Here is a 25,156-nt window from a genome sequence, read left to right as displayed (position 1 = left end):
ACGGGAATTATCTTTATTTATGTCTGAACAAGCTCTCACCTCGGGACGAAAGCGTTCAACCTGGCTCGTTGTGCTTATCGTGATCGCATTGCTGACCGCCATAGCGGGGGGCGCAGCCTGGTGGTTTCTTTATAAACCGACCGATACGACGCAAACGCCCAAAATCGTGCCGCCGCCGGCGCCGGTTTTTATGCCGCTTGACACCTTTACCGTTAACCTGCAGAACCCCGACAATGATTTAGATCGGGTTTTATACGTTGGCTTTACCCTGAGATTGCCGGATGAAGCGACACACCAACAGCTCAGTAATTATTTGCCGGAAGTGCGTAGCCGTTTGCTCTTACTATTATCCCGCCAAAACTCAGCGGCCCTGAGTACGGAACAAGGTAAACAGAAATTGGTGGAAGAGATCAAACAAGCACTTGCTCCCCCTTTGGTCCCAGGACAGGCGGAACAAACAATTAATGATGTCCTGTTCACAGCGTTCATACTACGGTAATTATTTATGGGTGACAGTATTCTTTCTCAGGCTGAAATCGACGCACTGCTGAACGGCAGCAGCGACGATGGGGACGATACCCCGGTAGCCACCGTAGCGGGCGACGTAAAACCTTATGATCCCAATACGCAGCGTCGCGTTGTTCGTGAACGCCTACAGGCGCTGGAAATCATTAACGAGCGCTTTGCCCGCCAGTTCAGAATGGGGCTATTTAATCTTCTGCGCCGCAGCCCGGATATTACGGTCGGCGCAATTAAAATCCTGCCCTATCACGAGTTCGCGCGAAATCTACCGGTGCCGACGAATATCAACCTGATCCATATGAAACCCTTGCGCGGAACGGCGCTGCTGGTCTTTTCGCCCAGCCTGGTTTTTATTGCGGTCGATAACCTGTTTGGCGGCGACGGTCGTTTTCCTACGAAAGTGGAAGGCCGGGAGTTTACCCATACCGAACAGCGCATCGTTAAGCGCATGCTGCGCCTTGCGCTGGAAGCCTACAGCGATGCCTGGCAGGCGATTTATAAGCTGGATATAGAATATGTCCGCTCGGAGATGCAGGTAAAATTCACCAACATCACCAATTCGCCCAACGATATTGTGGTTACCACCCCTTTCCATGTGGAAATCGGATCGTTGTCCGGGGAGTTCAGCATCTGTATTCCCTTCTCCATGATAGAACCGCTGCGCGAGCTTCTGGTCAATCCGCCGTTGGAAAACTCGCGCCAGGAAGATCAAAACTGGCGGGAAGCGCTGGCGAAACAGGTGCAGCATTCGGAACTGGAACTGGTGGCGGGTTTTGTCGACATTCCTTTACGCATCTCCAAAATTCTTCAGTTAAAACCCGGCGACATTTTGCCGATAGACAAGCCGGAACGGTTAATCGCCCATGTCGACGGCGTACCGGTCCTGACCTGCCAGTACGGTACCGCCGACGGGCAATATGCTTTAAAAGTCGAACATCTAATTAATCCTATATTGAATTCTTTGAACGATGAGGAACAGCCCAATGAGTGACAGCAAGAAACCGTCCGAAGAAAAGGAGTCCGTGGACGATTTGTGGGCTGATGCATTTAATGAGCAACAGACTGCGGAAAAAAACACCACGTCGACCGACAACGTATTTGATAATCTCTCGGCCCAGCAAGGCGTAAACGCGTTGCAGGATATCGATATGATTATGGATATCCCGGTAAAACTGACGGTTGAGCTCGGAAGGACCAAAATGACCATCAAGGAACTGCTGCACCTGTCTCAAGGTTCGGTGGTTCCCCTTGAAGGGCTGGCCGGCGAGCCGCTGGATATTCTGATTAACGGTTACCTGATCGCCCAGGGCGAAGTCGTCGTGGTTGCGGATAAATACGGCGTGCGTATCACCGATATCATTACCCCTTCCGAACGTATGCGTCGGCTGAGCCGCTAATGGGTCAGTCGACCATTCCGTCAGCGGCCGTAGAGAGCGTATCCACTATCGCCGCGGCGCCGCCGTTATCCAATAGTATGCTGCTGTCCCAGGTCGGCGGCGTACTGGTTGGCATTTTGCTGCTTATTTTGCTGTTGGGCTGGGCTATCCGCAAGCTGGGCTTAACGGCGCATTCGCGCAACAATCGTCTGCTGAAAGTGATTTCTACCTGTCAGGTCGGCGCGCGGGAGCGGATCGTCATCGTTGAAGTGGACGACAGCTGGCTGGTGCTGGGCGTAACGTCGCAAAATATTTCGCCATTATTAACCTTGCCCGCCCAACCCTCGGACGCATCCAACGATACGCATAAGGATAAAGCGGCGGACTTTCGTCAGTTACTGTCAAAAGTATTAAAACGTCCGGAAACATCGGCATGAATGTGATTGCAAAACGTCCTCCCCTAAAGTTGTTATTCCAGATCCTGATCGGCGCGTTTCTCCTGAGCGCCCCGGCCGCCTGGGCGCAACTGCCCGGCATTATCAGCCAGCCGCTGCCCAACGGGGGACAAAGCTGGTCGCTGCCGGTGCAAACGCTGGTTTTCATGACGTCGCTGACATTTCTGCCGGCGGTGTTGCTGATGATGACCTGCTTTACGCGCATTGTCATCGTTTTGAGTCTATTGCGTACCGCGATCGGAACCGCGACGACCCCCCCCAATCAGGTGATTTTGGGTTTAAGCCTATTTCTGACGTTCTTTGTTATGTCGCCGGTGCTGAATAAAATCTATCAGGACGCCTATCTGCCTTTCAGTCAAAATCAGATAACCATGGAATCGGCGATCGAAGCCGGCGCTCAGCCCCTGCGTGAATTTATGCTGCGGCAAACGCGTGAAGCCGATCTGGCGCTGTTTACCCGGCTGGCGGAAATTCCCGCGCTGGAAGGGCCGGAGTCCGTTCCCATGCGGATATTAATCCCGGCGTTCGTCACCAGCGAGCTGAAGACCGCCTTTCAAATCGGCTTCACTATTTTTATTCCTTTTTTGATTATTGACCTGGTGGTGGCCAGCGTGCTGATGGCGCTGGGTATGATGATGGTGCCGCCGGCCACCATGTCGCTGCCGTTTAAATTGATGCTGTTTGTGCTGGTTGATGGTTGGCAGCTGCTCATTGGCTCCCTGGCGCAGAGTTTCTACAGCTAAGTTTCCGTAATCAGGAAACGCTAAGCGGGATTATTATCATGACACCTGAATCGGTTATGGCGCTGGGATATGAGGCGATGAAAGTCGCGCTGGCTCTCGCCGCCCCGTTATTGCTGGCGGCGTTACTGACCGGCCTGATAGTCAGCCTGCTGCAGGCCGCCACCCAGGTCAACGAAATGACGCTGTCATTCATCCCCAAAATTCTGGCCGTTTTTACCGCCATCATTATTGCCGGCCCCTGGATGCTGAACCTATTATTAGACTATATGCGGACGCTTTTCAGTAATTTACCGACGATTATTGGATAATAATGATAGAAGTCACCAGCGCCGAGCTCACCTACTGGTTGGGACAATATTTCTGGGCCTTTGTGCGGCTCCTGGCGCTGATTGCCACAGCGCCGCTATTTACCGAAAAAGGTATCGACAGTAAAGTCAAGATCGGCCTCGCCCTCCTGTGTACCGTCCTGGTGGCTCCCCATCTGGCGGTGGAAAGCACCCCTATCTTTTCTGTCCCGGGCGTTTGGCTGCTTATCAAGCAGGTATTGATCGGCATCGCATTAGGCTTCACCATGCAGTTGGCTTTTGCCGTCTTTCGGCTGGCGGGAGAAGTTATCGGCCTGCAGATGGGATTATCCTTCGCCACGTTCTTCGACCCATCAAGCGGCGCCAATACCTCGGTGCTCTCCCGTTTTTTCAATGTGTTCGCCATGCTGCTGTTTCTGGTATTCGACGGGCACCTGTGGCTAATTTCATTATTGGCCGATAGTTTTCATCTGATCCCCATCAATCAGGAGTTAGTTAATAGCAATATCTTTCTCTCCATCGTCCAAACGGGCAGTCTGATTTTTATTAACGGCCTGATGCTCGCCCTCCCCTTAATGACATTTCTGCTGATTATTAACATCTCGTTGGGCGTGCTAAACCGAATGGCGCCCCAGCTCTCCGTCTTTGTAATTGGTTTCCCGGTCACGCTTACCGTCGGCATCTTGACCATTAGCTTGTTGATGCCGCTGTTTGCCCCGTTTGCAGAACATGTGTTCAGCGAGTTCTTTGACGCGATTGCGATGGTTATCAGGGAATTTATTGTCAGGTAGCGACGGTGGGATAGGCTTTCCCCATAAAAAACGCCGCCGGCGACGATCCGAAGGGTAGCGCCAGGAAGCCCGTCATAAAAAAACGCCGGGAGCGTTTTTCAACGTCGCTTGCGACGGCCCGAAGGGGGACGGGCAGGAAGCCCGTCATAAAAAAAGGTGTATCAATGATTAAATTAATCAGTGACACACCGAAAGAACGTGCCCGGTTTAGCACGTTAAAACCGTTGTTCCAGCCGTTCGTTAGCCGTTGAGTTGGAACAGAGACATGGAGAACATGCTGCTGGTTACCGCGGCATTCGCCTCAAGCATCAGTTGCAGGGATTGATAGGTCGCCGTCGCCGCAACAATATCGGCTTCCACCAAATTGGTCTGACGATCGGCATAAACCACGTCAATACTGTCTTGCAAGGTCTCCAGGGAAGTAATCGTCGACTGTTTGCCGCCCAGTTTGGTCTGCGCCGTGTACACATCATCCAGCTGGTCCGACAAAGCGTTGAGCGCGCCGCCCATCGCGTCAGTATATTCTTGCGTCGAATCACCCTCATCCAACTTCATCGATAGCGCGCTCAGCGCCTGATCGATAGTATCGAAGATGCTATTGCCGTCCTCGCCAAACACGCTATTACCGGTATCGCCGGTCGTCACCGACAGGCCATCGGAAATTTTGATCGAGACGGCGTTGCTGCTGCCGCTGTAGGTCACGGTGCCGTCGTCCGCCACGCTGAACGCCGCGGAGCCGGAGGCGTAGCCGCTGAAGATATAGTTCCCGCTGCTATCGGTGGTATTCGCCAGCGCCACCAGCTGATCTTTATAGCTTTGCAGCTCCGTCGCTAGCGAGGCCCGGTCGGCATCGCTATAGGTGGTATTGGACGCCTGAATCAGCTTCGTCTGAATGCTCTGAACCACGCTGACGACCTCATCGAGCGTCGTGTCTTCTAAATTTAGACTGGCCTCCGCCGTCTGGCGCGCCGTGGTATATTTTTTACTGTCGGACTGAGCCTGGGACACCAACACCGACTGCGAAGCGGCAATCGGATCGTCGGAAGGTTTGGTAACGCGAATGCCGGAAGACACCTGCGCCGAGGCCGTTGACACAGCGGATTGAATCTCCTGGGAGCTGGCGACCTGTCTCTGATATATCACACTGGTGCTAAGACGCATGGTGTTTGCCCTTACTATTTATCATCAATTAGTTAGCTGTTTATTGCCGATAACAGAGAATCGAAAATGGTGTTCGCCGTGGATAGCACCTGCGAACAGGCGGTGTAATACTGCTGAGCGCTATACAGGTTAATGTACTCTTCGTCCAGGCTTACCCCGGAAACCGACTGCTGTTTCTCGGTCAGCGACGTCACAATGGTTGACTGAGAGGTGCTGAGGCTATTTGCCGACGAGGTTTTTATCCCGATATCACTAATAAGGCTGGCGTAAGACTGCGTCAGCGTGGAGTTGCCGTCGATAAGCTTCGCCGTTTGCAGGTCGATCATCGACTCCAGATTACGGTTATCGCTATCACCGGTTTCGTCGTCATCCAGGCCGGCGGCAATCTGCGTGCCGTCGCTCAGCGCCACCGACAGATTGGAAATCACCCCGCTCACCGTTTTCGCGGTAAACGAATCCCCTTCGGCGACATCGCCGGAAACGGTGATCGTCAGGCCGTCGAAGCTGAGGGTGGCATTACCGTCGCTGTCGGTGGAAGCGGTATAGCTGACCGTTGAACCGTCAGAAACCTGCTTCACGCTCCAGCTACCATCTTTGTAACTCAGCGTATAGTCGCTGGCCGCAACGCTGCTGATATCGCTATAGGCGGCGGACAGCGTGGCGCTGCCGCTGTTTTTGCTATTACTCACCACCGACGGATCGCTATAGCTGAAGAAATCCGTGCCGGCGTCGCCGTTCATATCCACGCCTTCGCTTTGCAATTCGTTCATATTGCCGGCCAGCTCCAGGGCGATCAGCCCCAGCGAATTGCGCGTATTATCGATATCATCCCGTGCGGCGAACAGGCCGGCCAGGCTGCCGCCGTCAATATTGTCTTCATTGATGCTGGTTAAGGTGCCGCTGCCGTTGTCGTAGGCGACGGTCACGCTCGAGGGATCGGCGCTATCGGCCACCGCCGCCAGCCCATAGGCGGTTCCGCCCTGTACCAGCGCCAGACCGTTGGAAAGCGATACCGTCACCATCGAATCGCCCTGAGTGGAGACCGTTACGCCGACCAGATCATTCAGGTTATTAATCAGCTGATCGCGCTGATCCAACAATGAGTTGGCCGACGCGCCGACGCTGCCCATACTGGATATCTGAGCGTTCAGTTCGGCGATCTGTTCGGCATAGCTATTGATGGTGTCGACCGTAGTGCTCACTTCCTGATTGATCGCCGTATCCATCGACGCCAGATAATTGTCCGCCGTTTGCAGTTGGGTAACCAGCGCCTGTGCGCTATTGAGCACCGCCTGACGAGACGAGGTGCTGCTGGCGTCTGAGCTCAGCGTACTCAGGCTGGAGAAGAAGTCCGACAGCGTGCTGTCAATGCTGGCGCTGGTGGTGGTCGTAGACGTACCGCTGGTGATGCTGCCCGCCAGCAGGCTGTCAATCTGGGAAAGCTGATTGTAATAAGCGCTGGTTTCAGCATAACTGGCCGACGCGTCGCGCAGCTGCGCGACGGTAAGCGCATTATACTCGCGATTGACGGAGCTGACCGCCACGCCGGTCCCCACTTCGCCATAGCTGGTGGACTGTCCGACAGTAGAGGAAAGAGAAACCGTCTGCCGGGAATAGCCGGCGGTCTGAGCATTGGTAATGTTGTTACCGGTGGTGTTGAGTAACGTCTGCGCAGCCTTTAGACCGGAGGATGCAATATTAACCAAAGAACTCGCCATGAAGTATCCTTATTCACTCTTCTATGTCGGCTAAGCCAGCCTGAATAAATATTTATAATTTTTTATCGTCTGTCTGAGTAAAAACTTGAGAGTACGGTGATGAATTATTTTTAAAACAGCTTGCTCAAATCGTGGGTATAGGCGCTGATGGCTTTTTGCGTCGTCTGTTTTATCTGGCCGATAATCTGCACCAGCTTATCGCCATAGTTTGGATCGGTCGCATAGCCGGCGCGCTGCAACGCATAGGCGGCGTCTTCCGCGTTTTTGGCGTCCAGAACCGGCTTGTAGCGCGCGTTGTTGGTCAGCAACGAGATATAGTCGTTCAGCGCATCGACATAGGAGTCGTACACGCGGAATTTCTCCTTCGTTTTATAGGCGCGGCCGTTTTCGAACTCCGTCGTCATTACTTCCGTGACTTTGCCCGTCCAGCCGGCGCTGGCTTTCACGCCAAAAATGTTATAGCTGGGTTCGCCGTCGGCGGTGGTGATTTCACGCCGTCCCCACCCCGACTCCAACGCCGCCTGCGCCATAATCAGATGATGGGGAATGCCGCTTTGCAAACTGGCGATCATGGAGGGAATGGAAAGCCTATCGGTAAACTGCGATGACGTTTGCCGCGGCGCCTGCGCCGCCTGGCGCTCATCGGCATTATCTTGCTGTTGCTCGCGGCGTAAAAACTCGCCGATCAGCGCGGGCGATAATGCGCTGGTCGCCAGGCGCTGCTGGTCGAGCGGCATTGGCGTTTTACCCACGCCGTCAGCCGGAATATCGCTATGCTGCCGTCCCAATTGCTTCACCAGCATATCGGCCAGCCCCAATCCTTTAGCCGACAAATCCTGCGCCATCTGCTGATCGTACATGCTGGTATAAAGCCGGGTCTGATCGTTGTTCAACATGCCGTCCTGAGGCAGCGCGGAACGCATGCTTTTCAACATCATGTTGACGAACAGCCCCTCAAACTGGCGAGCCACCTTCTCCAACGCCGCCGGATCTTTTTGATTGACCTGCCGGCGCAGGCTGTTCACCGCATTGACGTCGTATACCGCGGAAGTCGGTTCGGCGGCCGGAGGGGTCCAGGTCTTCATCAGATGATCTCTATTTCCGCTTTAAGGCAGCCGGCGCTATGCATTGACTGAAGAATAGACATCAGATCCATCGGCGTCGCGCCCAGGGCGTTCATCGCCCGCACCACCGCATTCAAGTTGGCGCTGGAATTGACGCGCTGCAGCGCGCCGCCGGACTGACGCACCGATATCTCGGTTTGCTGCGTGACCGCGGTCTGTCCTCCGGCGAACGGCGTATTCGGCTGGTTGACCTGCTGCTGCTGATCGACCACCACCGACAGATTTCCCTGGGCCACGGCGCAGGAGTCCAGCATGACATTTCGGTTCATGACCACCGACCCGGTGCGGGAGTTGATAATCACTTTGGCGTCCAGCTCACCGACATCCACATTAATGTCCTGAATCTGGGCTAAAAAACGCACCTGCTGATTATTATTGGCAGGGATAGACACTTCGACCGTGCGCGAATCCAGCGCGCGCGCCACGCCGGCGCTATTCTGGCGGTTGATGGCGTCGCTGATGCGCTGGGCGACGCTGAAGTCTTCCTGCTTAAGATTGAGCAGTAGCCGGTTATGTTCGCCAAAAGCGGTGGGCAGCTCGCGCTCGATTATCCCGCCGGCGTTGATTCTGCCGCCCGCCAGCTGGTTGATTTTTACCTGACTGCCGCCGGACGACGCGCCTGCGCCGCCGACCAGAAGGTTCCCCTGGGCCAGGGCGTAAACCTGATTATCCACGCCTTTCAACGGGGTCATCAGCAAGGTTCCGCCGCGCAGGCTTTTCGCCGACCCCAGAGAAGAGACGACGACGTCAATCCGTTGCCCCGCGCGGGCGAAAGGCGGGTAATTGGCCGTGACCATCACCGCAGCCACATTCTTCAGCTGCATGTTGGTGCCGCTGGGGATCGTGATCCCCAGCTGCGACAGCATATTGTTCAACCCCTGGGTGGTGAACGGGGTCTGCGTGGTCTGATCGCCGGTGCCGTCCAGTCCGACGACCAGCCCGTAGCCAATCAGCGGGTTATCGCGCACGCCCTGAATATCGACAAGATCGCGCAGCCGCTCGGCGGACGCGGGGAATGCGACCAGTTGCAATACGGCCCAAAGCATCACCATCAGGCTGACGATTCTCATACAATTCTCCTTAAAATGGCGAAACATTGAGGAAGAAGCGTTGCAGCCACCCCATATTCTGGGCTTCATTGATATAACCATTGCCAATATATTCAATCCTGGCGTCCGCCACCTGGGTGGAAACCACCGAGTTGCTGCCGGTAATCGAACGCGGGTTCACCACGCCGGAAAAACGGATGTATTCCGTACCCTGATTAATGGCGATCTGCTTTTCTCCGACCACTTTCAGGTTACCGTTGGCCAGAACGTCGCTCACCGTTACGGTGATCGTTCCTTCAAAGGTATTCTGAGCGCTGGCGCCGCCGGAACCGTCAAAGTCATTGCTGCCGGAGGCCTCCAGATCCACCTTGCCGTTCCCCAGCAGCCCTCGAAGCGCCGTAGGTAAGGCCGTGAGTCCCGATGAAGCGGAGCTCGTCCTGCCGGCATTGGCCGACGAGCTTTTACTCGCGCTGACATCTTCTTGCAGGGTAATCGTCAGAATATCGCCGATATTTCGCGGGCGACTATCCTCAAACAGCGGCTGATAGCCATAGTTCATCAGTTGAGTTGACTGAAATAACGAACCGTTCGTCGCCACCAGCGATGCCGGCGCGGGATGCGCGCTGGTTTCGCCCTCGACTAACGGCGTTCGCGGCATATATGCGCAGCCGCCAACCATAAATGTCATAACCGTTAACAGTAACGCTCCCCACCTCTGGCGACGCGGAAAGCCGCAGTTATGACCGCGATAACACAACATGCCTCACCCTTTTATTTATTCATCAGGCTGGATTGCCTGATTGTCCCTTATAGCTGGGACAACCGTTCCAACATGGCGTCTGATGCCGTGACCGCCTTGCTGTTAATTTCATAGGCACGCTGCACCTGAATCATATCAACCAGCTCTTCCGCCACATTCACGTTCGACGTTTCCACATAGCCCTGATAAAGCGTGCCTGCGCCGTTCTGCCCCGGCGTCGACTCCGTCGGCGCGCCGGAACTTTCCGTTTCCTGGTAGAGGTTTTCGCCCATGCTCTGTAACCCGGTCGGGTTAATGAATGTCGCCAGCGTCAACTGCCCGACCTGCGTCGTCGCGGTTTGCCCCTGCGTGGTGACGCTGACCACCCCGTCGCTGGATACCGTCATGGTCAGCGCGGTATCGGGAATGGTGATGGCGGGCTGAACCGGATAACCGCTGGAGGTAACCAGCTGTCCGTTGGAATCGAGCTGGAATGAACCGTCGCGGGTATAGGCGGTGGTGCCGTCGGTCATCTGGATTTGGAAAAAGCCCTGGCCGTTGATGGCCACGTCCTTGCTGTTTTCAGTCTGCTCCAGGCTGCCCTGGCTATGCAGACGCTCCGTCGCCACGGTACGTACCCCGGTGCCCAACTGTAACCCTGACGGCAACGTGGTCTGCTCCGTCGACTGGGCGCCCGGCTGACGCAGGGTCTGATACAGCAGATCCTCGAATACGGCGCGCTGACGCTTGAAGCCGTTGGTGCTGACGTTAGCCAGGTTGTTGGAAATAACATCCATATTCGTTTGCTGGGCATCGAGCCCGGTTTTAGCAATCCAAAGAGAGCGGATCATATTCTATTCCTCAAATCAGTTAGCTAATGGATAACAGTTGATTAGCGCTTTGAGCATTATCATCCGCATTCGAGATCACCTTCATCTGCATTTCGAAACGCCGGGAGTTGTTAATCATATCGACCAACGTTTGCGCGGTGTTGACGTTGCTTCCCTCAAGAACGCCGGACATCACCTGTACCGCATCATCCTGAGGTAGAACGGCGCCCGCCGCCTGATCGGCGGTAGCCGCCGCGTGAAATAACCCGTCATCGCCGCGTACCAGCTGCTGGTCAGTGGCGCTGATCAGTTTCAATCTCCCCACCGGCCCGATGGTGTTAGGGTCATCGCCGTTGCCCAACGAAGACACCGTGCCGTCCGCGGCAATGCTGATACTGGCGTTCACCGGCACTTCCAGCGGACCGCCGTCGCCAACCACCGGATAGCCCTGTATCTGCATCTGTCCGTCGGCGTTGACCTGAATGGCGCCGTTGCGGGTGTACGCCTCGCCGCCGTCCGGCAGCTGCACCGCCAGCCATCCTTCGCCCTGTACGGCGACGTCCAGGGAACGCGATGTATAGTTGAGCGGCCCCTGCGTGGTATCCGCCCCGGGAGTGGACGCCACCACCAAGGTGCGGGTTGCTAGCGAGGGCCCCTCCACGGGTACGGCTCTCATTGCGGCGATCTGAGCGCGAAACCCCGGCGTGGATGAGTTGGCCAGGTTATTGGCGGTAATAGCCTGTTGCTCCAGCGTCTGGCTGGCTGCGCCCATTGCCGTATATATCGCGTGATCCATATAGCCTCTTTACTTACTCAATTAACGCAGGTTGACCAACGTATTCAGGATCGCATCCTGTGTTTTGATGGTTTGGGCGTTGGACTGGTAGTTGCGCTGCGCGACGATCAGGTTCACCAGCTCCGCGCTGAGATCGACGTTGGAACTCTCCAGCGCGCCGCCGGTCAGGCTACCGAATGTCCCGGTGCCGGCAGCGCCGAGAATGGCTTCCCCGGATGCGGCGGTAGCGGCCCATACGTTATCCCCTTTGGATTGCAGACCGGAGGTGCTGGCGAATGACGCCAAGACAATCTGCCCCAGCAGTTGGGTTTCGCCGTTGGAGTAGGTGCCGCTGATGGTGCCGTCATCGTTGATGGTGTATTCCGTCAGCGTACCGGCGGCATAGCCGTCCTGCGTTCTGGTATTGGTGGCGTTGGAGCTGTTCTGCTGGGTGCTGCCGCTGAAATCGATGGTGAAGGTGTTGGCGGCGGAGCCGTTAAGCGAGTTGGTTGCAACCGAAAATTCAGTGGTGCCGGTCAGCGTGCCGCTGGAATCGAAGTTAAGCGTTCCCAGACTTGTCGGGCTGGTAACCGTGGTATCGCTGGTATCCTGCGCATAAACCTCGAAAGTATTGTCCGCGGTTTTGACGAAGTAGAGCGCGATATTATGGGTATTGCCCAAACTGTCATAGGTGGTCAACGACTGGGTATAGCTGTAGGTACTTGAGTCGGTGGTATCTAAATCAGCGGCGTCCAGCGTACTGAGGCTGGAGTTCAGATTGACTTCCACATCCCCACTGGTGGTGGCCTTGGCCGTCATCCCCGCGGTGGGAATGCTCAACGCCGTCGGCGTCGCCCCGACGTTGACTACGCCGTTGGTGGCGGAGTAACCAGTCAGATAATAACCGTTGGTGCTATTGATCAGGTTGCCGTCATTATCGGTCGTCAGTTCGCCATTGCGGGTATAATAGACGTTGCCGCTGTCGTCGGTCAGGCGGAAGAAGCCGTTGCCGGAAATCGCTACATCGGTGCCCACATCGGTACTTTCCACCGTGCCGTCGGAGAAATCCTGCGTCACGGCGGCAACCGTGACCCCAAGGCCGACGTCAGACGCGGCGTATACGTCCGCGAATGAAACCCTCGATGCCTTAAAACCCGTGGTTTCAGAGTTGGCGATGTTGTTACCGATCACGTCCAGATTGCTGGATGCCGCGTTTAAGCCACTTACTGCCTGTGAAAAACCCATGTTTGGTTCCCCTTGATTAAAATTTTTCTATTGATATGCGCTGTTCAAACCAAATGGGTTAGATAATCAGCTTCACATCATCCAGCGTGGCGGTTCCCGCCAGGCCGAGATTAAGCGTGGAGTCGTCGGTGCTGACGCCGTAAACCTGCGCATAGGTCAGCTCCGTTGCCGTAACGCTGCCGCCTGAAGACGAAGTGGCCGCAACCGAGAAGGTATAGGTTCCGGCGTCCACGGCGGTTCCGCTATCGTTGGTGCCGTCCCAGGTATAGGCCAGCACGCCGGCGCTCTGCGAACCCAAGTCCACGGTGCGAACCGTATTGCCGCTGGAGTCGGAAATGGTCACCGTGACGTCGCTGGCGTCATTTTCAAGCTCGACGCCGAACGCGGTGGTGGAGCCGTCTTCCCCTACCGTAATGCTATCGCCGTCGATCAGCACGCCGCTGCCGATCAGGGACGAGGCCTGCAGCGCATTGCTCTCATCAAGTTGCGTGCCGATGGAGCCAAGCGTGGTATTCAGTTCTTCAATGCCGCTGAGGGTGCTGATTTGCGCCATCTGGGTGACGAGTTCGGAGTTATCCATCGGATCCGTCGGGTCCTGGTTCTGCAACTGCGCCACCAGCAGCGTCAGGAACTGATCCTGCAGATCGCTACTGCTTGTCGCCGTGCTGGAACTGCTGCTGGTAGTCGTGGCGCTATTGGTGGATTCGGTAAGTGAAACGGCGACTGACATAGGCCTGCTCCTGTTATTGTCCTAAGGTTAATGTCTTTTGCATCAGAGTCTTGGCGGTATTGAGCACTTCGACATTGGCCTGATAGCTACGGGAGGCGGCAATGGAGTTCACCATTTCAGCCGTGACGTCGACATTGGGCATCCGGACGTAGCCGCGTTCATCCGCCAGCGGATTTCCCGGCTGGTAGACCAGTTTATCCGGAGAGGTATCTTCGATAACGCTATCCACCTTAACCCCGCCGACTTCCTGGCCTGACGCGGCGTCCACCTTAAAAACCACCTGTTTGGCGCGATAAGGCTGACCGTCCGGCCCCGTCACGCTGTCGGCGTTCGCCAGGTTGCTGGCGCTGACGTTCATACGCTGAGATTGCGCGGTCAACGCGGATCCCGATATCTCAAAGATATTCAGTAAAGACATAGCTATTTATCCTCTAGCACGGACATCATGCCTTTAATCTGACCGCCCAACACCGTCAGATCGGCCTGATAACGCAGGCTGTTATCGGCGAAGTTCGCCCTTTCCCGATCCATATCCACCGTATTGCCATCCAGCGCAGGCTGATCCGGAACCCGATACAACAGGTCCAGATCGCTATAGGATGTCGTTTGATGTTGAATATGCCGTTCCGACGTCGCCGTCATCGCCAGCGAACCGCCGCCGGAACGGCCCTGTTCTATGGCTTTGGTCAACTCGCTGGAAAAGTTGATATCGCGAGCCTGATAGCCCGGCGTGTCGGCATTGGCGATGTTCCCAGCCAGAATTTCCTGTCGCTGGGCTCTAAGATTTAACGCCTCCTGCTGGAAGCGGAAATTCTCTTCCAATTTATCAAGCATGCTATCCCCTTCCCCAAAAGCAGAATAAAAGTCGGGCTAATTTTCCATTATGGATAGCATAGAGGCAGCGGCGGATAGCCTATCGTCGGAATAAAGAAGAAATGATGAGCTATTTTTGCCATTGGCGGGAAACGCGGGCAGGTAAACTAAGCGGCATCGGAAACCTGCGGAGAATGATGGATGCGTTGCGTTGCGCGATTTTATACGGCGATGTTGTGTTTTGCCACATTTAATGCAGCCGCCGGCGCAATTGATTTAAGCGAGCAGGTAACCCGCTTTGTACGCCAACAGATCAATATTCCCTCGGCGAACATCGATGTTAAATTGAAAAGCGCCAAAGACGATACGCTCGATTGCCCGAATCCGCAGTTCTCCCTTCCGCCGCGTAAAAAACCCGGCGGCAACGTCAATATAAAAATGATGTGCGGCGGCGCCAGATATTACCTGGCGACGGAAATCCAGATTACCGGCCGCTATCTGGTGGCGGCTAAGAGCATTCCTGTTAATCATACAATCGCCGCGGCCGATATTAAATGGCGGGAGGGGCGGATAGATAAGCTGAGCGTCTCTCCGATTACCCAAACGGAGCAGGTTATCGGCAGCATCAGCCAACGGGCGATTGGCGCGGGGCAGACGATTAACGAGCGAATGCTGCGCCATCCCTGGGCGGTAAGCGCCGGGCAGATGGTGTCGGTTACCATTACCGGCGATGGCTTTAGCATCTCCAATCAAGGGAAGGTCTTGAACAACGCCGCCATCCGCGATAAGACGCGCATTAGGATGGATTCAGGGCAAATCATCGAAGGGGTGGTGACCGGAGAAGGTTCGGTTACCGTCGTGCAATGAAATAGAATTAAAGATGCCGCCAAAATGGCCGATACTGGTACTAACCAGAAAATTATTGCATGATAAAGACAACCGAATAACAGAGAGGATGTTATGAGCATTAGTGGCGCCAAACCCGTAGCTTCCCCCCAGTCGATACAAAATAAGGACGCTGACGCCTTCCTGACGCCCAAAAACAAGGCGGCGTCATCGCTAAACGACGGGACAGAAAAAGAGACGCAGGTCATCCTGAGCAATGCGCAGGCGCAGTTGATGCAGCCTGGCACACAGGATATCAACGCGGAAAAGGTTGAAAACCTTAAGCAGGCCATTGCAGCGGGCGAATTACAGATTGATGTCGGCAAAATTGCCGATAAGTTAATCTCTTTATCTGATGATTTAACCCAAGACTGATACACGCTATGACGATAAACGCAGTATTGCAAAAGATGTTGGAATTGTTGCATGAGCTACAGGAAACATTGCAGCAGGAAGAGCTCGAACTCAGCGCCAAAGCGGTAAATAGCGCGCTATTGCATCGCGTCACCGAAAATAAAAACGAACAGCTGACTTCGCTGCGTCATTTTGACGCGCAACGACAGACATTGGAACAGCAGAATCATCTGAGCGCGCCCTATTCCGAACAGAACGAATTGAATGCGCTATGGTCGGAGATTCAGGCGTTGACGCAGACGCTGAGTCAAAACAATCACCGTAACGCTCTGCTGCTGCGTCAGCATATGAAATACACCAATGAAACGCTCGCGCTATTGAAAACCAAAAGCAACAACAACCTGTATGGCCCGGATGGATACTCATCATCCTATTCAGGCAATAAGTTTAGCGGTTAATATTGATAGTTAACGATCAGTTGCGATTTGCGTATACGTACGGGCGGTGTTATCGGTCCTTTCCCGGGCAATACGAATGAAAAGTAAAAGCCATGTCCCGCCCAATCGCCGTTAAACGCCTGGCTTATCCCCTTTCCCCCGCGTAATTGCATACAGCGAACGCTGGTGCATAGCCGAATCTCCACCCCTGAAGGCAATGCCTTGCGCGTCAGCGTGTACTGCCAATATACCGATGTGACCCGCGCGCTTTGCGGCAGTGGTTCCGATGCGCGAAAAAGCGCGGAAATAGCCGGTCTGCCGCGCTGATTCAACACCCACGATTTTCCTTCATCGCTCCAGCTGCCGCTTCTCTCCGCGGCCTGAACAGCGCCGACGGCAAAAAGGAAAAATAACGCCAGCGCCTCCCGCGGCAGACGGCGATAACGTCCCACGTTCGCCAAGCGCCGGCGCATAGCGATGCTTATGATTGACGCATCGCCCGCGCCCCGCGCTACCTGGCTCACTTGGCGTTTCCCCCAATGACGGAGGTCATACGGATTTGACGGCTGTCGCTAACCTCATGATTGGAGAGCACCACCAGATCAGAGAAATTACGCCGCAGAAAACGGGACAGCAGCGGTCGCAATGCGTGGTTCACCAACAGCACCGGCGGCGCATTCATCTCTTTTTGGTGCTGCACCGCCTCCTGAGCCTGCTGTAATAGCCGATCGGCCAGACCGGGCTCCAGACCGCCGCCGTTTTGCAATGCCTGCATCAACATTTTCTCTAACCCGGAGCCCAGCCCGATAACGTGAATTTCTCCGCTGCCGGGGAACCACTGCTGAGTGATGGCCCTGCCCAATGCCACCCTGACCACCACCGTCAGATCATTCGGATCTTTTTGCACCGGCGCATGTTCGGAAAGCGTTTCAATAATCGTACGCATATCGCGAATAGAAACCCGCTCCGCCAGTAGATTTTGCAACACCTTATGGAAGGTGGTCAGCGTGACCACATCGGGAACGAAATCTTCAACCAGTTTCGGCATATCTTTAGCCACGCGATCCAACAGCTGCTGAGCTTCCTGGCGGCCGAACAGATCGCTGGCATAGAGCGTGATCAGGTGGTTTAAATGGGTGGCGACCACCGTGCTGGATTCAACGACCGTATAACCCTGCGTTTGCGCCTGCTCTTTAAGCACGCTATCGACCCAATAGGCGGGCAATCCGAAAGCGGGATCTTTCGTCACATCGCCGTCAAGCTTCCCGACCGCATTGCCCGGATTAATCGCCAGCCATTTCCCCGGGAAGGCTTCGCCATGACCGATCTCGACGCCTTTCATCAGAATGCGATAGCTGGCCGGCTGCAGCTCCAGATTATCGCGAATATGCACCACCGGAGGCAGATAGCCCATTTCCTGGGCAAACTTTTTACGGATGCTGCGAATACGCCCGATGAGCTCACCGTTCTGCTGGGCGTCTACCATGGGGATAAGCCGATATCCCACTTCCATGCCCAAGACATCTTCCAGTTGCACATCCGACCAGGTCGCCTCAACCAGCGGCTGACTCTCTTTTTTGACCTCCGGCGCCGCGGCGGCCTTATTTACGCCAAGCGTCCGCCCTCTCAGCAGCCAGACTCCGCCTAGCAGCCCGGCGGCAAACAGCAGGAAGACGAGATTCGGCATGCCGGGAACCAGGCCGATTAAGCCGATAACGGCGGCGCACAGCAGCATAACCTTCGGGTTATCAAAAAGCTGCGAGACCATTTGCTGCCCGACATCCTGGTCGGAACTGACCCGGGTCACAATAACGCCGGCCGCGGTGGAGATGACCAGCGCCGGGATCTGGGCGACCAATCCATCGCCGATGGTCAACAGCGTATAGGTTTCCGCGGCGTGGCTGAGCGTCATATCATGCTGAAGGATACCGACCAGCAGCCCGCCGACAATATTGATCACCATAATCATCAGCCCGGCAATCGCATCGCCGCGCACAAATTTACTGGCGCCGTCCATCGAGCCGTAAAAATCCGCTTCCTGTGTCACCTCCGAACGGCGCTTTTTCGCTTCGGCTTCGCCAATCAATCCGGCGTTCAGATCGGCGTCAATCGCCATCTGTTTGCCGGGCATCCCGTCCAGCACAAAACGCGCCCCGACTTCCGCAATACGTCCGGCGCCTTTGGTGATCACCATAAAGTTGATCAACACCAGGATGATAAACACCACAATCCCGATGGCGAAGTTGCCGCCGACCAGAAAGTGGCCGAATGCCTCGATCACTTTCCCCGCCGCCGCGCCGCCGGTATGCCCTTCCAGCAGCACCACGCGGGTTGATGCGATATTCAGCGACAGCCGCAATAAGGTGGAAAACAGGAGGATGGTCGGAAAGGCGGAAAAATCCAGCGTACGCTGAGTGAACATCGCCACCAGCAGCACCATCACCGATAGCGCGATATTAAACGTAAACAGCAGATCCAAAATGAAAGGCGGTAACGGCAATACCATCATCGACAAAATCAGCAGGATCAGTATCGGCCCCGCCAGAACCTGCCATTGCGTATCTTTAAAATTGGTGGGCAAACGAAGCAGTGCGGCCAAATTAGCCATCGGTTATATTCTCTCTAGCAATGTCCAGCTCAGCCGGTACCGGTAAATGTTTAGGTTTTTTCGGGATCAGTCCGCCCTCCCGGCGCCAGCGTTTGAGTTGATAAACCCATGCCAGCACTTCGGCGACCGCCGCATAAAGCTGCGCCGGTATATGGTGGCCGATCTCAGTATGGCGATAAAGCGCTCGCGCCAGCGGCGGCGCTTCCAGGATCGGAATACGGTGTTCTTTCGCCAGCTCGCGGATGCGCAGGGCGACCTCATCGGTTCCTTTCGCCAGCAATTTCGGCGCGCTCATTTTTTTATCGTCATATTGCAGCGCGACCGCATAGTGCGTCGGGTTGGTTACGATGACATTGGCTTTAGGAACATCGGCCATCATGCGCCGTTTTGCCATTTCCCGCTGCTGCCGGCGGATTCGTCCCTTAACGTGCGGATCCCCTTCATGCTCTTTGTGTTCATCGCGTATCTCCTGTTTAGTCATACGCAATTTTTTAATGTGGCTCCAGATTTGCCAGAATACGTCAAAGGCCACCATCGGGATCAGCCCTATCAGGACCAATAATCCGCAAAAGAAAACCATTTCCAACGCATCGCCCAATGCGGCGATCGGCGGCTCGGAAAGCAGGTGCAATATCTCTCGCCAGTGGTGCCATAAATACACCCCGGCAATGCCCCCTACTATCACCGACTTGAGAATACCTTTAAATAATTCGGCCAGCGCCTGGGATGAAAACATACGTTTCAGGCCGCTAAGCGGATTCATTTTGCTTACGTCAAACTTGAGCGACTTTGTCGAAAACAGCACGCCCCCCAGCAGCATCGGCGCCGCTATCGCCACCAGAACGGCGCCGCCCATAAAGGGCAATAGCGCCGAAACAGCCTGCTTGAGCAAAATATCCAGTTGCATGAGCATTTGCTTATCATTGTTTATCAGCTCATGTTCAAAACGTAATCCCTGGGCAATCATCGCGGACAGTTTGCGCGCCATATTTGCGCCGCCGAACCACATGATTGAAAAACCGGCGATCAGTAGCAATACCGAGGTCAACTCTCTGGATCGGGGAATCTGACCTTCTTCGCGCGCTTTCTCTTCTCGATGGGCTGTGGGGGCTTCCGTTTTCTCAAGATCGCTCTCTTCGGCCACAACACTTTCCTGATTTTTAGGATTGAGATAGCTATTTTCTGCCTAGCATGACAAACCGCGGCGATTCCGATGGCGGGAACAAGAGGAGAAACTGACGACTGTTTCACGGATAGTGGCGAATACGGCGTGAAGATGCGGCGGACAGGAACGCTGGCCGCCGCCGTAGGGAAAAGAGCGCGCATGGCTCGGTAACGATTTAAAAACCCAGGCTATCCAGCAGGTCATCGACCTGATCCTGGTTAGAAACGACGCCGGCCGCGCTTTTATCAACCTGCGGGCCATTCAGCAAACCGTCGTTGGCGCGTTTCGGCTCCGCCGATTTTTCAGGTATATTTTCCAACAGAACCATAAGTAACTGTTTCTCAATTTCCTGAATAACGGCCATCATGCGTTTGATGACCTGACCGGTCAGATCCTGGAAGTCCTGCGCCATCATGATTTCCAACAGCTGCGCGTTGGTGAATGACGTATGCTCCGGCACCTCTTCCAGGTATTTACGCGTGTCGGTCACCAGTTCGCGCGCGTCGGCCAGCTCGATGGGATTTTCAAACCACTCATCCCAACGCGACTTCAGGGATTTGGCTTCGGACTCTAACTGGTTCTGACGCGGCTGCGCCGCTTCGACGCTGCTCAACGCCCGCTCGGCCGCCTGAGCCGTCATTTGAACTACGTAATCAAGACGATCGCGCGCATCCGGGATCGCCTCCGCCGCTTCGGCTATCGCGTTGTCCAGCCCCAGTTCCCGCAGGCTGTCGCGCAGCATGCGGGTCAGCTGACCAATACGGGAAATAATCTCTGTAGCGGAAGCAGTATCGTTTACGGGCGGCATTGGATGTGGCTTCATAAGATCCCCTTACATACCCAGTTTTTCAAAAATCTTACCCAGCTTCTCTTCCAGGGTAGCCGCAGTAAATGGTTTGACGACATAACCGCTGGCGCCAGCCTGTGCCGCGGCGATAATGTTTTCTTTCTTCGCTTCCGCCGTTACCATCAGCACCGGAAGTTTTGACAGCGCCGCGTCGGCACGAATCGTTTGCAGCAACTCCAATCCGTCCATATTGGGCATATTCCAGTCGGAAATAACGAAATCGAAAGCGCCGGCACGAAGCTTATTCAGCGCATCGGCGCCGTCTTCCGCCTCTTCCACGTTATTAAAGCCCAGCTCCTTTAGTAGGTTGCGAACAATTCGGCGCATTGTCGAAAAATCATCCACCACTAAAAACCTGAGTTCTTTATCGGCCATACCTACTCCTAAAATATTTATTGCTCACCGGGAGCCGCTATATACGTAATGCCTGTCCGGCAGAGATTTGTGCCAGCATCCGCTGGCTAACCTGGTGCAGATCCACCACTTCGTCGACGCCCCCCATAGCGATAGCTTCGCGCGGCATGCCAAACACCACGCAACTCGCTTCGTCTTGTGCCAGGGTATAGGCACCGGCCTGATGAAGTTCCAACAAACCGGCGGCTCCGTCGTTTCCCATTCCCGTAAGGATGACCCCTACGGCATTTCGTCCGGCATACTGCGCAACCGAACGAAACAATACATCAACCGATGGACGGTGACGGTTAACCGGCGGACCGTCATTTAAGCGCACCTGGTAATTAGCGCCGCTGCGCGCCAGTTCAAGATGCCGCGCCCCCGGAGCGATATAGGCATGACCGGGTAAAACACGCTCGCCATCCTCGGCTTCCTTCACCGTGATCTGACAGAGCTTGTTCAGCCGTTCGGCAAAAGACTTGGTAAACCCCGGCGGCATATGCTGCGTAATCAGCAGCGCGGGGCTGGTCGGCGGCAGGGGCTGCAACACATGGCGTATCGCCTCGGTTCCCCCCGTCGACGCGCCTATCGCAATCAGTTTTTCGCTGCTGAGCAGCGGCGTATGCTGAATAATCGCCATCGGTTCATTGGTCTGCCGGCGCTGCGGCAGGCGCGCCTTGGCGGCCATACGAATTTTTTCAGCGATCAGCTCGCTGTACGCCAGCATGCCTTCGCGAATCCCCAACTGCGGTTTGGTGACAAAATCGATCGCCCCCAATTCCAGGGCGCGCAAGGTGATTTCGGACCCCTTCCCGGTTAGAGACGACACCATAACCACCGGCATCGGACGCAAACGCATTAACTTTTCGAGAAAATCCAGCCCGTCCATACGCGGCATTTCCACATCCAGCGTTAATACCTGCGGATTGAATTTTTTAATCAAGTCGCGGGCGACTAACGGATCGGGCGCGGTCGCAACCACCTCCATATCGGGATGGCTGTTAATGATTTCCGTCATGATCTGACGCATAAGGGCAGAATCATCAACGCATAACACTTTAATTTTATTCATTATCTTTCCTTAGCCAGTCCATAGACAGTCTGCCCGCGCAAATAGAACTCCCGACTAATCTGGCTGAAATTCTCTGAGTGTCCGGCAAACAGCAATCCGCCCGGCTTAAGCAACGGGACAAAGCGACGCAGGATACGTTCCTGCGTTTCTTTATCGAAATAAATCATTATGTTACGACAAAAGATCGCATCAAACGGCGCGGGCACCGGCCACTCCGGCGCCAGCAAATTTAATTGCTGAAAATGCACCATCGACGCAAGTTCCGGCCTAACTCTCACCAGCCCGCTGTGCGGGCCGGTGCCGCGTAAAAAGAAACGCTGTAGTTGCTGAGGAGAAAGCGAGCGCAATTCCTCCTGCCGATAGATACCGGCGGTGGCTTTTTCCAATACCTGCGTGTCAATATCGCTGGCCACGATCTGACAATTGCTATTGGCCCGATGGCCAAAAACCTCGGCCAGCGTCATCGCCAGAGAGTAGGGTTCTTCCCCGGTCGACGCCGCCGTGCTCCAGACGCTGTAACCATTAGGACGCTTGCGGGCATGTTCGGCCAGTATGGGAAAATGGTGCGCCTCACGGAAAAATGCCGTCAGATTGGTCGTGAGCGCGTTAATAAAAGCCTGCCATTCGGCGCTGTTGGGGTCGGACTCCAATAATGCCAGATATTGGCCAAAGTCATTGATCCCAAGCAGACGCAGTCGCCTGACCAAGCGGTTATAAACCATTTCTCTTTTGTGATCGGCCAGCACAATACCGGCACGCTGATAAATTAACTGGCTGATGCGTCGAAAATGGACATCCGACAGCGGCAACCGGTCTACCATCTGCGTCAGGATAGATGCAGGTTCGGGGCGATTTTGCGATGGCGTACTCTTCATATTAAACCGCCCGGATATCTATTTTTGCTATGGTCTTATCCAATCTGAACTTCCCTTACAGCTATAGTAGGTTTGTCTTTGTTATCATTTATCAGAGAATTATCTTGCTCACGACGCAAGATGAACCGCCGATCCTGTATTGTTCGGTATCACGACCGGTTCTCTATGCGGACGAGCGCGATACGTATTCTACTAACGCTGCATTTTGCTGGGTGGCGCTATCCATCTCAGTAACAGCTGGCACACTTACTCAAGTATCCGCGAATATTCCCCTCCGGCGCCGTCGACACGCCGCCGGATACGCCTGACGCGCGTATCTGACGAACATGATTCAAGCGACGGCATGTATTAGAACGTTTCCCAGTTCTCTGCCGACGGGCTTCCTTTTGATTTTTTATCGCTATCCGCGGATACCGCCAGCAACGCCGGTTTTTGACGATTCTCTACCGGCGGCGCCTGGTAGGCCTTTCCTGCCGCATCGGCGATACGAAATACCGCGACGGCCTCATTGAGGATCCTGACCTGCTCTTCCAACGCCACCGCGGCGGCGGCGGACTCTTCAACTAACGACGCGTTTTGCTGCGTCACGCTGTCCATTTCCGTAACGGCCTGACTGACCTGATCGATACCTTTGCTTTGTTCATCGGAAGCGGAGGCAATCTCGCCCATGATGTCCGTCACCCGGGTTACCGCACTGACGATCTCCTGCATCGTTTCACCCGCACTTTCAACCAGTACAGAACCTTCATCGACACGATTTACGGAATCTTCAATCAAACCTTTAATTTCTTTTGCCGCCTGAGCGCTGCGCTGCGCCAGATTACGAACCTCACCGGCCACCACCGCGAAGCCGCGCCCCTGCTCGCCGGCGCGCGCGGCCTCAACCGCCGCGTTCAGCGCCAGAATATTCGTTTGGAAAGCGATGCCGTCAATCACGCTGGTGATATCGGCGATTTTCTGCGAGCTGCCCGCAATGTTGTGCATCGTTCTCACCACGTTATCAACGACCTTGCCGCCCTTTTGCGCCGTTTCCGACGCGCTTAACGCTAATTGACTGGCCTGGCGGGCATTCTCGGCATTCTGTTTTACGGTGGAGGTCAACTGCTCCATACTGGCCGCCGTTTCCTCCAATGAGGCCGCTTGCTGCTCGGTGCGCGAAGAGAGGTTGTTATTGCCCGCGCTGATTTCGCCGGCGCCGGTATAGATGGCATCCGTCCCCTGACGCACCGCGCTTACCGTGGTGACAAATTCGCTTTGCATATTCCGCAGGCTGTCCGCCAATATCCCCATTTCATTTTTGCTGTGAAAAGCGATGCTCTTCGTCAGATCTCCCCTGGCGAGATGGCGGATATGCTCGACGATGGCATGAAGCGGCCGAGTGATTAATTTCTGGATGCCGAACCAGGAGACCAGCACCAGGGCAAGAACCAAAATAATGACGGCGCCCAGCACCCAAAGCGCCGAATCATAGGCGGAGTCGTTTTCCGCGACTCCTGACTGATACACCTTATCGCTATCCGCCCGATAGGCGTAATAGGCCTTTTCAAAGTTATCCTGGTAGCTCTGGGTAGGCTGCTCGACGAATTTTGCGAACTCATCATTGGCGAGAAACTGAACCAGTTCGGATAACGCCTGATGCAGCGTCGCGTAGTTTTCTTTCAACACGCGGGCGACGGCCGGATCCTGTTGCGCAACCAGCGCCGTTTTTTCATAGTTGCCAAAATGCGCGCCGGCCGTATTCAGCTGGGTTTTAGCCAGATTGAGCAGCTCATCAGACGCGGCGCCGGCTCCCTGTCCTTCTCTATCCAATACGATACGAATACCGGCCCGATTTAGCGTATTCCGCGTCTGCAGCAAATATGACCATGCCGAGTCTAATTCCGCCCGCTTCTGATTAATGACCTGAGTCGAACTAAAAATATTTTTGTCCGTTGTTAATGAGTTAAAAAACAAACCGGCCGAAATCAGTTGAAGCACGCCGAATAGCACCAATATGAGTACCAAGCTTGTAACAACCTTCATACGACTGAACATATTCATATCCCTTGAGTAGATCGACTATCGGTAGTATCGGCATGACAACGAATATCTTTATGATTTTTCGAATGCGGGGGAAAGGATGAGAAAAGCGTGGGGCCGCGGAT

Annotated in this window: 29 protein-coding genes; 10 read left to right on the top strand and 19 right to left on the bottom strand. The window is 54.8% G+C overall.

What is annotated here, in order from left to right; genetic code table 11:
• The first annotated feature begins 19 nt into the window (after positions 1–19).
• Genes fliL through fliR form a run of 7 tightly spaced genes read left to right on the top strand, consistent with a single transcriptional unit; the run spans position 20 to position 4,192 of the window.
• Entirely contained in the window at positions 20–499 is a 480-nt protein-coding gene (gene fliL, locus VSX58_RS19875; protein WP_327619611.1) for a flagellar basal body-associated protein FliL, read from the top strand.
• Positions 500–505: 6 nt separating this feature from the next.
• Positions 506–1,513, top strand: a complete 1,008-nt coding sequence (gene fliM / locus VSX58_RS19870) for a flagellar motor switch protein FliM (RefSeq protein ID WP_327619610.1) — start codon at positions 506–508, stop codon at positions 1,511–1,513.
• A complete protein-coding gene (gene fliN / locus VSX58_RS19865) occupies positions 1,506–1,919 on the top strand; it encodes a flagellar motor switch protein FliN (protein ID WP_327619609.1) in 414 nt (137 codons plus the stop codon). Before fliM ends, fliN begins: the two co-directional genes overlap by 8 nt.
• Positions 1,919–2,335: a flagellar biosynthetic protein FliO gene (gene fliO / locus VSX58_RS19860; protein ID WP_327619608.1), complete on the top strand. Its 417-nt coding sequence runs from the start codon at positions 1,919–1,921 to the stop codon at positions 2,333–2,335. The genes fliN and fliO overlap by 1 nt, the downstream gene beginning before the upstream one ends.
• A complete protein-coding gene (gene fliP / locus VSX58_RS19855; protein ID WP_327619607.1) occupies positions 2,332–3,096 on the top strand; it encodes a flagellar type III secretion system pore protein FliP in 765 nt (254 codons plus the stop codon). The genes fliO and fliP overlap by 4 nt, the downstream gene beginning before the upstream one ends.
• Before the next feature lie 38 nt (positions 3,097–3,134).
• On the top strand, positions 3,135–3,404 hold the full coding sequence (gene fliQ / locus VSX58_RS19850) for a flagellar biosynthesis protein FliQ (protein WP_239783632.1): 270 nt from the start codon (positions 3,135–3,137) through the stop codon (positions 3,402–3,404).
• 2 nt (positions 3,405–3,406) lie between these two features.
• Positions 3,407–4,192 (top strand): flagellar biosynthetic protein FliR, encoded by a 786-nt coding sequence (fliR, locus tag VSX58_RS19845; protein ID WP_327619606.1) that lies wholly within the window; start codon positions 3,407–3,409, stop codon positions 4,190–4,192.
• A 240-nt stretch (positions 4,193–4,432) separates the two neighbouring features.
• On the opposite strand, the gene flgL is transcribed toward fliR, so the two are convergent.
• From flgL to flgB, 11 genes are all read right to left on the bottom strand, one after another.
• On the bottom strand, positions 4,433–5,353 hold the full coding sequence (gene flgL / locus VSX58_RS19840) for a flagellar hook-associated protein FlgL (RefSeq protein WP_327619605.1): 921 nt from the start codon (positions 5,351–5,353) through the stop codon (positions 4,433–4,435).
• A gap of 32 nt (positions 5,354–5,385) precedes the next feature.
• Positions 5,386–7,071 carry a flagellar hook-associated protein FlgK gene (flgK, locus tag VSX58_RS19835; protein WP_327619604.1) on the bottom strand — a complete coding sequence of 562 codons (1,686 nt, stop codon included), beginning with the start codon at positions 7,069–7,071 and terminating at the stop codon, positions 5,386–5,388.
• Between the two features lie 110 nt (positions 7,072–7,181).
• Positions 7,182–8,156: a flagellar assembly peptidoglycan hydrolase FlgJ gene (gene flgJ, locus VSX58_RS19830; RefSeq protein ID WP_327619603.1), complete on the bottom strand. Its 975-nt coding sequence runs from the start codon at positions 8,154–8,156 to the stop codon at positions 7,182–7,184.
• A complete protein-coding gene (locus VSX58_RS19825) occupies positions 8,156–9,265 on the bottom strand; it encodes a flagellar basal body P-ring protein FlgI (protein WP_327619602.1) in 1,110 nt (369 codons plus the stop codon). Before VSX58_RS19825 ends, flgJ begins: the two co-directional genes overlap by 1 nt.
• Before the next feature lie 10 nt (positions 9,266–9,275).
• Positions 9,276–9,932 (bottom strand): flagellar basal body L-ring protein FlgH, encoded by a 657-nt coding sequence (locus VSX58_RS19820; RefSeq protein ID WP_327619601.1) that lies wholly within the window; start codon positions 9,930–9,932, stop codon positions 9,276–9,278.
• 119 nt (positions 9,933–10,051) lie between these two features.
• Positions 10,052–10,834, bottom strand: coding sequence for a flagellar basal-body rod protein FlgG (flgG, locus tag VSX58_RS19815; RefSeq protein ID WP_327619600.1), 783 nt, complete (start codon positions 10,832–10,834; stop codon positions 10,052–10,054).
• A 19-nt stretch (positions 10,835–10,853) separates the two neighbouring features.
• Entirely contained in the window at positions 10,854–11,609 is a 756-nt protein-coding gene (locus tag VSX58_RS19810; protein ID WP_327619599.1) for a flagellar basal body rod protein FlgF, read from the bottom strand.
• Between the two features lie 21 nt (positions 11,610–11,630).
• Positions 11,631–12,833 (bottom strand): flagellar hook protein FlgE, encoded by a 1,203-nt coding sequence (gene flgE / locus VSX58_RS19805; RefSeq protein ID WP_327619598.1) that lies wholly within the window; start codon positions 12,831–12,833, stop codon positions 11,631–11,633.
• 58 nt (positions 12,834–12,891) lie between these two features.
• Complete coding sequence (flgD, locus tag VSX58_RS19800; protein ID WP_327619597.1) at positions 12,892–13,563, bottom strand: flagellar hook assembly protein FlgD; 672 nt, start codon at positions 13,561–13,563, stop codon at positions 12,892–12,894.
• A gap of 13 nt (positions 13,564–13,576) precedes the next feature.
• Positions 13,577–13,981 carry a flagellar basal body rod protein FlgC gene (flgC, locus tag VSX58_RS19795; protein WP_327619596.1) on the bottom strand — a complete coding sequence of 135 codons (405 nt, stop codon included), beginning with the start codon at positions 13,979–13,981 and terminating at the stop codon, positions 13,577–13,579.
• Between the two features lie 2 nt (positions 13,982–13,983).
• The gene (flgB, locus tag VSX58_RS19790; protein ID WP_327619595.1) at positions 13,984–14,397 is read right to left on the bottom strand and encodes a flagellar basal body rod protein FlgB; all 414 of its coding nucleotides are present in this window, start codon (positions 14,395–14,397) and stop codon (positions 13,984–13,986) included.
• 180 nt (positions 14,398–14,577) lie between these two features.
• Here flgB and flgA point away from each other — a divergent pair, with 180 nt between their 5' ends.
• The 3 genes from flgA to VSX58_RS19775 all read left to right on the top strand — a co-directional run bounded on the left by flgA (position 14,578) and on the right by VSX58_RS19775 (position 16,073).
• Entirely contained in the window at positions 14,578–15,243 is a 666-nt protein-coding gene (gene flgA / locus VSX58_RS19785; protein WP_327619594.1) for a flagellar basal body P-ring formation chaperone FlgA, read from the top strand.
• A gap of 93 nt (positions 15,244–15,336) precedes the next feature.
• A complete protein-coding gene (gene flgM, locus VSX58_RS19780; RefSeq protein WP_327619593.1) occupies positions 15,337–15,636 on the top strand; it encodes a flagellar biosynthesis anti-sigma factor FlgM in 300 nt (99 codons plus the stop codon).
• A gap of 8 nt (positions 15,637–15,644) precedes the next feature.
• On the top strand, positions 15,645–16,073 hold the full coding sequence (locus tag VSX58_RS19775; protein WP_327619592.1) for a flagella synthesis protein FlgN: 429 nt from the start codon (positions 15,645–15,647) through the stop codon (positions 16,071–16,073).
• On the opposite strand, the gene VSX58_RS19770 is transcribed toward VSX58_RS19775, so the two are convergent.
• The 8 genes from VSX58_RS19770 to VSX58_RS19735 form a co-directional block, all read right to left on the bottom strand.
• Positions 16,070–16,576, bottom strand: a complete 507-nt coding sequence (locus VSX58_RS19770; protein WP_327619591.1) for a flagellar protein FlhE — start codon at positions 16,574–16,576, stop codon at positions 16,070–16,072. The genes VSX58_RS19775 and VSX58_RS19770 overlap by 4 nt on opposite strands.
• Complete coding sequence (gene flhA, locus VSX58_RS19765) at positions 16,573–18,660, bottom strand: flagellar biosynthesis protein FlhA (protein ID WP_327619590.1); 2,088 nt, start codon at positions 18,658–18,660, stop codon at positions 16,573–16,575. Before flhA ends, VSX58_RS19770 begins: the two co-directional genes overlap by 4 nt.
• Positions 18,653–19,804, bottom strand: coding sequence for a flagellar biosynthesis protein FlhB (gene flhB, locus VSX58_RS19760; protein ID WP_327619589.1), 1,152 nt, complete (start codon positions 19,802–19,804; stop codon positions 18,653–18,655). The genes flhA and flhB overlap by 8 nt, the downstream gene beginning before the upstream one ends.
• A gap of 196 nt (positions 19,805–20,000) precedes the next feature.
• Positions 20,001–20,648 (bottom strand): protein phosphatase CheZ, encoded by a 648-nt coding sequence (gene cheZ / locus VSX58_RS19755; protein ID WP_327613169.1) that lies wholly within the window; start codon positions 20,646–20,648, stop codon positions 20,001–20,003.
• 9 nt (positions 20,649–20,657) lie between these two features.
• Positions 20,658–21,047: a chemotaxis response regulator CheY gene (gene cheY, locus VSX58_RS19750; RefSeq protein ID WP_319602893.1), complete on the bottom strand. Its 390-nt coding sequence runs from the start codon at positions 21,045–21,047 to the stop codon at positions 20,658–20,660.
• Between the two features lie 37 nt (positions 21,048–21,084).
• The gene (locus VSX58_RS19745) at positions 21,085–22,137 is read right to left on the bottom strand and encodes a protein-glutamate methylesterase/protein-glutamine glutaminase (protein ID WP_327613168.1); all 1,053 of its coding nucleotides are present in this window, start codon (positions 22,135–22,137) and stop codon (positions 21,085–21,087) included.
• On the bottom strand, positions 22,137–23,012 hold the full coding sequence (gene cheR, locus VSX58_RS19740) for a protein-glutamate O-methyltransferase CheR (protein ID WP_327619588.1): 876 nt from the start codon (positions 23,010–23,012) through the stop codon (positions 22,137–22,139). Before cheR ends, VSX58_RS19745 begins: the two co-directional genes overlap by 1 nt.
• Before the next feature lie 348 nt (positions 23,013–23,360).
• Positions 23,361–25,046, bottom strand: coding sequence for a methyl-accepting chemotaxis protein (locus VSX58_RS19735; RefSeq protein WP_327619587.1), 1,686 nt, complete (start codon positions 25,044–25,046; stop codon positions 23,361–23,363).
• Positions 25,047–25,156: the final 110 nt, after the last annotated feature.

This window comes from Brenneria populi (genome assembly GCF_036016195.1).
GTDB lineage: Bacteria > Pseudomonadota > Gammaproteobacteria > Enterobacterales > Enterobacteriaceae > Brenneria > Brenneria populi.
Note: the sequence above shows the minus strand (reverse complement) of the source record. Positions and strands in the feature narration are given on the sequence as shown.

Coding starts and splice junctions, on each gene's coding strand:
- fliL (WP_327619611.1), top strand. CDS start 20: ATGTCTGAACAAGCTCTCACCTCGGGACGAAAGCGTTCAACCTGGCTC.
- fliM (WP_327619610.1), top strand. CDS start 506: ATGGGTGACAGTATTCTTTCTCAGGCTGAAATCGACGCACTGCTGAAC.
- fliN (WP_327619609.1), top strand. CDS start 1,506: ATGAGTGACAGCAAGAAACCGTCCGAAGAAAAGGAGTCCGTGGACGAT.
- fliO (WP_327619608.1), top strand. CDS start 1,919: ATGGGTCAGTCGACCATTCCGTCAGCGGCCGTAGAGAGCGTATCCACT.
- fliP (WP_327619607.1), top strand. CDS start 2,332: ATGAATGTGATTGCAAAACGTCCTCCCCTAAAGTTGTTATTCCAGATC.
- fliQ (WP_239783632.1), top strand. CDS start 3,135: ATGACACCTGAATCGGTTATGGCGCTGGGATATGAGGCGATGAAAGTC.
- fliR (WP_327619606.1), top strand. CDS start 3,407: ATGATAGAAGTCACCAGCGCCGAGCTCACCTACTGGTTGGGACAATAT.
- flgL (WP_327619605.1), bottom strand. CDS start 5,353: ATGCGTCTTAGCACCAGTGTGATATATCAGAGACAGGTCGCCAGCTCC.
- flgK (WP_327619604.1), bottom strand. CDS start 7,071: ATGGCGAGTTCTTTGGTTAATATTGCATCCTCCGGTCTAAAGGCTGCG.
- flgJ (WP_327619603.1), bottom strand. CDS start 8,156: ATGAAGACCTGGACCCCTCCGGCCGCCGAACCGACTTCCGCGGTATAC.
- VSX58_RS19825 (WP_327619602.1), bottom strand. CDS start 9,265: ATGAGAATCGTCAGCCTGATGGTGATGCTTTGGGCCGTATTGCAACTG.
- VSX58_RS19820 (WP_327619601.1), bottom strand. CDS start 9,932: ATGACATTTATGGTTGGCGGCTGCGCATATATGCCGCGAACGCCGTTA.
- flgG (WP_327619600.1), bottom strand. CDS start 10,834: ATGATCCGCTCTCTTTGGATTGCTAAAACCGGGCTCGATGCCCAGCAA.
- VSX58_RS19810 (WP_327619599.1), bottom strand. CDS start 11,609: ATGGATCACGCGATATATACGGCAATGGGCGCAGCCAGCCAGACGCTG.
- flgE (WP_327619598.1), bottom strand. CDS start 12,833: ATGGGTTTTTCACAGGCAGTAAGTGGCTTAAACGCGGCATCCAGCAAT.
- flgD (WP_327619597.1), bottom strand. CDS start 13,563: ATGTCAGTCGCCGTTTCACTTACCGAATCCACCAATAGCGCCACGACT.
- flgC (WP_327619596.1), bottom strand. CDS start 13,981: ATGTCTTTACTGAATATCTTTGAGATATCGGGATCCGCGTTGACCGCG.
- flgB (WP_327619595.1), bottom strand. CDS start 14,397: ATGCTTGATAAATTGGAAGAGAATTTCCGCTTCCAGCAGGAGGCGTTA.
- flgA (WP_327619594.1), top strand. CDS start 14,578: ATGCGTTGCGTTGCGCGATTTTATACGGCGATGTTGTGTTTTGCCACA.
- flgM (WP_327619593.1), top strand. CDS start 15,337: ATGAGCATTAGTGGCGCCAAACCCGTAGCTTCCCCCCAGTCGATACAA.
- VSX58_RS19775 (WP_327619592.1), top strand. CDS start 15,645: ATGACGATAAACGCAGTATTGCAAAAGATGTTGGAATTGTTGCATGAG.
- flhA (WP_327619590.1), bottom strand. CDS start 18,660: ATGGCTAATTTGGCCGCACTGCTTCGTTTGCCCACCAATTTTAAAGAT.
- cheZ (WP_327613169.1), bottom strand. CDS start 20,648: ATGAAGCCACATCCAATGCCGCCCGTAAACGATACTGCTTCCGCTACA.
- cheY (WP_319602893.1), bottom strand. CDS start 21,047: ATGGCCGATAAAGAACTCAGGTTTTTAGTGGTGGATGATTTTTCGACA.
- VSX58_RS19745 (WP_327613168.1), bottom strand. CDS start 22,137: ATGAATAAAATTAAAGTGTTATGCGTTGATGATTCTGCCCTTATGCGT.
- cheR (WP_327619588.1), bottom strand. CDS start 23,012: ATGAAGAGTACGCCATCGCAAAATCGCCCCGAACCTGCATCTATCCTG.
- VSX58_RS19735 (WP_327619587.1), bottom strand. CDS start 25,046: ATGTTCAGTCGTATGAAGGTTGTTACAAGCTTGGTACTCATATTGGTG.